Here is a 7225-nt window from a genome sequence, read left to right as displayed (position 1 = left end):
CTCCAGCACCCCCGCGCCGTCCCCCAGGGTCAGCCGCAGCACGGCCCACCACCACACCGCGCCGAACCCCAGACCTGCCCCCCAGCGCACTATTCGCCCGTCCATGGACCCGCCACCTCCAGCCGGAGACGCTAGAACACCACCTGCCACCTGCGGGAGGCGCACCGAAGGGCTCACCGGAGCAGCGCCGGGCAGACACCCGGTAGGACCGGCCCGGAAGCCCGGTTGTTCTAAGCGCTCTCGGCCTGAAACATCCAATGGTGTTTCTCGAGGTCGCCCGTGATCTGGATGAACATGTCCTGGGTCACGGGGTCGGCGTCGCCCGTGGCGTTCACCCGCTCCCGCATCCGGCCGATGACCGCGCCGAGGGCGGCGACCATCCCGGCGACCGCGTCCGTGTCCTTGATCCAGCCGGCCGGCGGGACCTTGATGCCGGTACCGGAGGCGACCGTGGACGCCCGCCCGTCCGGCGGGACACCCAGCGCCGAGGAGCGTTCGGCGACCAGGTCGGAGGCGGTGCGCGCGGACAGGACCACCTCGTCGAGCTGGAGGTGGATGGACCGGAAGCGTGGCCCGACCACGTTCCAGTGGATCTGCTTGGCGACCAGCGAGAGGTCGACCAGGTCCACGAGCGCCCCTTGAAGCGCCTCGGAGACGGTCTTCAGCTCGGCCTCGGGAAGGGAACTCTTCACCACGTACATCCGCTGTCCTCGGGTCCTCGGCGGGCTTGGGGTCCCTCCCACCATGACCGGGCCGCCCGCACCGGGCAAACGGAGCAAAGAACCCGGAAACCATCTGGACACGCGCATGAGAAAGCCCCGGCCGCGCCTCACCTGAAAGATCCAGGGAGGCCCGGCCGGGGCTCACACGTATCGGGCGCTAGGCCGCGTGCGCGCAGGTCACGCGGCGACCACGTCCACCGCTTCGGCGGGTGCCTTGATGGTCACCCGTTCCGGTGGCACACCGGTCACCGACACGGAACCCAGCATCGGCCGGACCGGTGCCGGTACGCCGTCGGTGGCGGCGGCGGACTGGGCCAGCTCGGCGAGTGCGAGTTCGTCACTCACCTCACGCATGAGTTCCGACATCCGTACGTCCAGCGCGTCGCAGATCGCGGAGAGCAGCTCGGAGGAAGCCTCCTTCTGCCCCCGCTCCACCTCGGAGAGATAGCCGAGTGAGACCCGGGCAGACGAGGAGACTTCGCGCAGAGTACGGCCCTGGCGCTGGCGCTGCCGACGCAGCACGTCACCCAGCAGGCGACGGAGCAGAATCATCGGTGGCTCCCTCCTCGGACCGCGTAGCCGCATCCTTCTCGCCCCACCGTACCGCCTTGCGCCGCGGCCGTGCGGGGAGCGATGTCGTGTTCACTCAGGGCTGCAAACATCAAAACCCCCCGTTCCGTTCCGTATCCTGTGCCCGCTCATTTCCGGTCTGTTCGCCCGCAAGCTCCGCAAGAAGCAGTGCGAGTACGCTCCGTACACTCTCCATACGAATTTCCGCACGGCCGCCGTTCAACCGCAGGGCCTCCACTTTTCCGCCGGAGGCGGAAGGCGAACCCTGCCGGAGAGGTCCGTCGACGGCCACGTACACCGTGCCGACCGGCTGTCCGTCCTGCGGATCGGGGCCGGCCACCCCGGTGGTGGCGATGCCCCAGTCGGCACCGAGGGCCTCCCGCACACCGGCCGCCATCTGGGCCGCGACCTGCGGGTCCACCGCGCCGGACCGCTCCAGCAGACCGGCGTCGACGCCGAGGAGCCGGTGCTTCAGCTCGGTGGCGTAGGCGGTGACCGAACCCCGGAACACCTGGGAGGCGCCGGGGACCGAGGTGATCTCGGCGGCGACCAGACCACCGGTCAGCGACTCGGCCACGGCGAGCGTCTCGCCGTTCACCGTGAGTAGCCGCACCAATTCGGTGGCCGTGGGGTTCACGCTTCTCGCTCTTCCAACGCCGCCGCCCGCTCCGCGATTCCCCGGCGGCGCAGCACCATGGCCTGTCTCACATAGTCGAGGCCGGTGACCACCGTGAGGACGACTGCGGCCGCCATCACCCAGAACCGCAGGGTCGCCAGCCAGCCGGTCAGCGCGAGCACGTACATGCCGACCGCGACGCCCTGGGTGAGCGTCTTCAGCTTGCCGCCCCGGCTGGCCGGGATGACCCCGTACCGGATGACCACGAAACGCAGCAGGGTGATGCCGAGTTCCCGGCCCAGGATGACCACCGTCACCCACCAGGGCAGGTCGCCCAGGGAGGACAGGCAGATCAGCGCCGCGCCCATGATCGCCTTGTCCGCTATCGGGTCGGCGATCTTCCCGAAGTCGGTGACCAGGTTGTAGGTGCGCGCCAGGTGCCCGTCGAACAGATCGGTGATCATGGCGACCGCGAAGGCCGCCCAGGCGAAGGAGCGCCAGGCCGGGTCGTAGCCGCCGTCCGCCAGCATCAGCGCCACAAAGCCCGGCACCAGGAGCAGGCGGAGCATGGTGAGCAGATTGGCGACGTTCCAGACGCTGGCCTGGTTGACGGCCGCGGCCGCGAGCTTGCCGCCGCGCGGGTGCCGCGCCTCCATGGCGGCGGCGGGGTCGGAGACCTCCGGAGCACCGTCGACGGCGTGGCCGGTCGCGCCGCGCGCGCCGGAGGAGCCGCCCGAGGCGGATGCCGGGACTCCGGTCATCTGGCCGCCTCCTCGCTACACACCGACGAGCCCGGAAGCGGCTCGGCCACCAGGTCGACCCCCTCGGTGCCGACCACCTTCGCCTCGACCATACGTCCCACGGCGAGACCCTCGCCGCTCGTGAGCAGCACCTGGCCGTCCGTCTCCGGGGCCTGGTGGGCGGCGCGGCCGTACACCCCGTCCTCGCCGTCGACGGACTCCACCAGGACGCGCACGGTTTCCCCCATGCGCTCCTCGGCGCGCTGCGAGACGAGTTCCTCGGCGAGCCGGGAGATGTGGGCGAGGCGCTCGGCCACCACGTCCTCGTCGAGCTTGGTGTCGTACGTGGCCGCCTCCGTGCCCTCCTCGTCGGAGTAGCCGAAGACGCCGATGGCGTCCAGGCGGGCGCCGGTCAGGAAGCGCTCCAGCTCGGCCAGGTCGCCCTCGGTCTCGCCGGGGAAGCCGACGATGAAGTTGGAGCGGACACCGGCCTCGGGGGCCTTGTTCCGGATGGTGTCCAGCAGCTCCAGGAAGCGGTCGGTGTCACCGAAGCGGCGCATGGCGCGCAGCACGTTCGGCGCGGAGTGCTGGAAGGACAGGTCGAAGTACGGCACGACCTTCGGGGTGGAGGTCAGCACGTCGATCAGGCCGGGGCGCATCTCGGCCGGCTGGAGGTAGCTGACGCGCACCCGCTCGATGCCGTCGACCTCGGCCAGCTCGGGCAGCAGGGACTCCAGCAGGCGGATGTCGCCCAGGTCCTTGCCGTAGGAGGTGTTGTTCTCGGAGACCAGCATGACCTCCTTCACACCCTGCTCGGCCAGCCAGCGCGTCTCGTTGAGGACATCGCTGGGGCGGCGGGAGATGAAGGAGCCGCGGAAGGACGGGATGGCGCAGAAGGAGCAGCGCCGGTCGCAGCCGGAGGCGAGCTTGACCGAGGCGACCGGGGAGCCGTCCAGGCGGCGGCGCAGGGGCGCGCGCGGGCCGGAGGCGGGCGCGAGGCCGTCCGGGAGGTCGGTCGGGCCGTGGCCGGGCAGGGCGACGGCGGCCGCGGACTCCTGGCGCTCGGCCGGGCTGATCGGCAGCAGCTTGCGGCGGTCGCGCGGGGTGTGGGCGGCGTGGACCCCGCCGGACAGGATGGTCTGGAGGCGGTCGGAAATGTCGGCGTAGTCGTCGAAGCCGAGCACGCCGTCGGCCTCGGGCAGTGCCTGGGCCAGTTCCTTGCCGTACCGCTCGGCCATGCAGCCCACCGCCACGACGGCCTGGGTTCTGCCGTGGTCCTTGAGGTCGTTGGCCTCCAGGAGGGCGTCGACCGAGTCCTTCTTGGCGGCTTCGACGAACCCACAGGTGTTGACCACGGCGACATCGGCGTCGGCGGCGTCCTCGACAAGCTGCCAGCCGTCCGCCTCCAAACGGCCTGCGAGCTCCTCCGAGTCCACCTCGTTACGGGCGCAGCCGAGAGTGACTAGTGCGACGGTACGGCGTTCAGGCATGGGCTCAAGACTACTTTGTCTGTCCCGCACCCCATGTCGACGGGGTTGGCCGTTGTCGGCCAACCCCGTCCGTGTCCGCTCGCTCCTGGCGCCCGGAAGGCGTCACCCGACCTCGGGGTCGCCCTTGGTGTACGTGAGCCGCTCCACGGCACCGGGCCGGAAGTCGTCCTCGATCTTCTTGCCGTTGACGTACAGCTCGATCGCCCCGGCGTCACCGAGAATCAGGTTGATCTTGGTGCTGTCCTGGAAGGTCTTGGACTCGCCCTTGTTGAGCAGCCCGTCGAACAGCATGCGCCCGTTGTGATCCTTCGCGGAGATCCAGCTCCGCCCGCCCGGCGCCGTGACCCGGACGGTCACCTTGTCCTGCGGGGCGGCCGCGATGGCGCTGTCGGAGGGGTCGGACTTCGGCGTGGCGGACTGCCCCGTCTTCGGGGTGGGCGCGGCCGACTTGGTGGCGGACGGCGAGGCGTTGCCCTCGACGGCCTGGGTGTCCGTGTCGCCGCCGGTCTGGGACTTGATGGCGGTGAAGCCGACGAAGCCGATGACGACGACGATCGCCGCGACCATGGCCGCGGTCCAGTTGGGACCCCGGCGCTCGGGACGGATGCGTTCCGCCTCGAACAGGGGGGCCGCCGGGGTGGGCGCCGGCCGGCCGCCGTGCTCGGCGTCGAACCGCGCGATGAGCGGGGCGGGGTCGAGGTGGACCGCCTTGGCCAGGTTGCGGATGTGGCCGCGCGCGTACACGTCGCCGCCGCAGGAGGAGAAGTCGTCCTCCTCGATGGCGTGCACCATGGCGAGGCGGATGCGGGTGGCGTTGCTGACGTCGTCCGCCCTCAGACCGGCCGCGACGCGGGCCTGACGCAGGGCGGTGCCGACGGAGGGACCGTCGGCCTCGGGGGGGTCGGTGAACGGGGGCTCGTCTTCGGGGGAGTTGCTGCCGATGGACACGGGGGCGCCTTTCGAGCGTGTGAGCCACCTGTGCTGAGCGTTCAGTCTAGGCGGGGTACGAAAGGGTGGGGCAAGCGGGCGAACGAACTTGTACGCCATCGGATTGGCCGGTCAGCCCGACGGCGGACGGGAGCGGGAGGCCCAGGCCGGTACCTGCGCCCCTGCTCTCGCTCAACTTGACGTACTGCAAAGGGAAACGGTTGCCCGCCGATGTTTAACGGGTGGATCACGGTGGTGCCGCCACCCGGCGCAGTCCCGACACGCCGGGTGGCCCGAAGCCCTAACCGTCAGACTCCCCGCGAATCACGGCGAGCACGCCGTCCAGTTCGTCAGGCTTCACAAGAACGTCACGAGCCTTGGAACCCTCGCTGGGCCCGACGATGTTCCGGGACTCCATGAGGTCCATCAGCCGGCCCGCCTTGGCGAAGCCGACCCGCAGCTTGCGCTGGAGCATGGACGTCGATCCGAACTGCGTGGAGACCACCAGCTCGGCCGCCTGGCACAGCAGGTCGAGGTCGTCGCCGATGTCCTCGTCGATCTCCTTCTTCTGCTTGGTGCCCACGGTGACGTCGTCCCGGAAGACCGGCGCCATCTGGTCCTTGCAGTGCTGGACGACGACCGCGACCTCTTCCTCCGTCACGAACGCGCCCTGCATACGGGTCGGCTTGCTGGCGCCCATGGGCAGGAACAGCCCGTCGCCCTTGCCGATCAGCTTCTCGGCGCCGGGCTGGTCGAGGATGACGCGGGAGTCGGCCAGCGAGGAGGTGGCGAAGGCCAGCCGGGAGGGGACGTTGGCCTTGATGAGACCGGTGACCACGTCCACCGAGGGCCGCTGGGTGGCCAGCACCAGGTGGATGCCGGCGGCGCGGGCGAGCTGGGTGATGCGGACGATCGCGTCCTCGACGTCACGCGGGGCGACCATCATCAGGTCGGCCAGCTCGTCCACGATCACCAGCAGGTACGGATACGGCTGCAGCTCGCGCTCGCTGCCGGGGGGCGGGGTGACCTTGCCCTCGCGGACGGCACGGTTGAAGTCGTCGATGTGCCGGAAGCCGTAGGCGGCGAGGTCGTCGTAGCGCAGGTCCATCTCGCGCACCACCCACTGCAGGGCCTCGGCGGCCCGCTTGGGGTTGGTGATGATCGGCGTGATCAGGTGCGGGATGCCCTCGTAGGCGGTCAGCTCGACGCGCTTGGGGTCGACCAGGATCATCCGGACGTCCTCGGGGGTCGCCCGCATCATGATCGAGGTGATCAGGCAGTTGATGCAGGACGACTTGCCGGAGCCGGTGGCGCCGGCGACCAGCATGTGCGGCATCTTGGCCAGCGAGTGCATCACATAGCCGCCCTCGACGTCCTTGCCGAACGCCACCAGCATCGGGTCGTCGTCCTCGGCGGACTGCGCGAGCCGCAGCACGTCACCGAGGTTGACCATCTCCCGGTCGGTGTTGGGGATCTCGATGCCGACCGCCGACTTGCCGGGGATCGGGCTGATGATCCGCACGTCCGGGCTGGCGACTGCGTACGCGATGTTCTTGGCCAGCGCCGTGATCCGCTCGACCTTCACGGCCGGGCCGAGCTGGACCTCGTAACGGGTGACCGTCGGGCCGCGGGTGAAGCCGGTGACGGCGGCGTCCACCTTGAACTCGGAGAACACCGTGCGCAGGGAGTCCACGATGGCGTCGTTGGCCGCGCTGCGCGCCTTGCCGGGGCCGCCCCGGGTCAGCAGGTCCAGCGAGGGCAGCGAGTAGGTGATGTCCCCGGAGAGCTGGAGCTGCTCCGCGCGCGCGGGCATCTCGCGTGGCACCTCGGGGGGCGCCTTGGTGAGGTCGAGGACGCCGGAGTCGGTGTTCTTCCTGCCGGGCACGGGCTTGGACGACGGCGCCGCGGAGGGCACGGGGACCGGAGTGGTCTCCTCGCGGTCCCCCACGCTCACGCCCTGGGTGAGGTCGGCGACGACCGGGGACGGCGGCATGCCGTGCTGCACGGCGCCGTCGAGCGCGGCGTTGGCCGCCGAGGCGACGTCGATCGCGTCCATCTCGCGCGGCTCGGACTGCGCGGCCCGGCGGGGGCGGCGGCGCCGGGTGAGCGCCTCGTCCTCGGCGGCGTCGGGGTCGTACGCCTGCGGGCCGCCGCGGCGGC

The 7225-nt window shown here is 70.7% G+C and carries 7 protein-coding genes; all 7 read right to left on the bottom strand.

Going from position 1 to position 7225, the window contains the following annotated elements; translation table 11 throughout:
* Nucleotides 1–230: 230 nt before the first annotated feature.
* Entirely contained in the window at nt 231–701 is a 471-nt protein-coding gene (locus CCN33_RS27385; RefSeq protein ID WP_086696109.1) for a Dps family protein, read from the bottom strand.
* 198 nt (nt 702–899) lie between these two features.
* A complete protein-coding gene (locus CCN33_RS27380; protein WP_086696108.1) occupies nt 900–1274 on the bottom strand; it encodes a helix-turn-helix domain-containing protein in 375 nt (124 codons plus the stop codon).
* A gap of 109 nt (nt 1275–1383) precedes the next feature.
* Nucleotides 1384–1929 carry a CinA family protein gene (locus CCN33_RS27375; protein ID WP_086696107.1) on the bottom strand — a complete coding sequence of 182 codons (546 nt, stop codon included), beginning with the start codon at nt 1927–1929 and terminating at the stop codon, nt 1384–1386.
* Complete coding sequence (gene pgsA / locus CCN33_RS27370) at nt 1926–2669, bottom strand: CDP-diacylglycerol--glycerol-3-phosphate 3-phosphatidyltransferase (RefSeq protein ID WP_086696106.1); 744 nt, start codon at nt 2667–2669, stop codon at nt 1926–1928. The genes CCN33_RS27375 and pgsA overlap by 4 nt, the downstream gene beginning before the upstream one ends.
* Entirely contained in the window at nt 2666–4138 is a 1473-nt protein-coding gene (gene rimO, locus CCN33_RS27365; protein ID WP_086696105.1) for a 30S ribosomal protein S12 methylthiotransferase RimO, read from the bottom strand. The genes pgsA and rimO overlap by 4 nt, the downstream gene beginning before the upstream one ends.
* Nucleotides 4139–4240: 102 nt before the next feature.
* Nucleotides 4241–5086, bottom strand: coding sequence for a helix-turn-helix domain-containing protein (locus CCN33_RS27360; RefSeq protein ID WP_086696104.1), 846 nt, complete (start codon nt 5084–5086; stop codon nt 4241–4243).
* A gap of 280 nt (nt 5087–5366) precedes the next feature.
* Nucleotides 5367–7225: DNA translocase FtsK (locus CCN33_RS27355; protein WP_107484005.1), on the bottom strand; the 1859-nt coding region annotated here is incomplete at its 5' end.

Source organism: Streptomyces recifensis (assembly GCF_002154615.1).
In the GTDB taxonomy this organism is placed as follows: Bacteria; Actinomycetota; Actinomycetes; order Streptomycetales; family Streptomycetaceae; genus Streptomyces; species Streptomyces griseoluteus.
The sequence above is the reverse complement of the archived record's forward strand: the minus strand, read 5'-3'. Positions and strand labels throughout refer to the sequence as shown.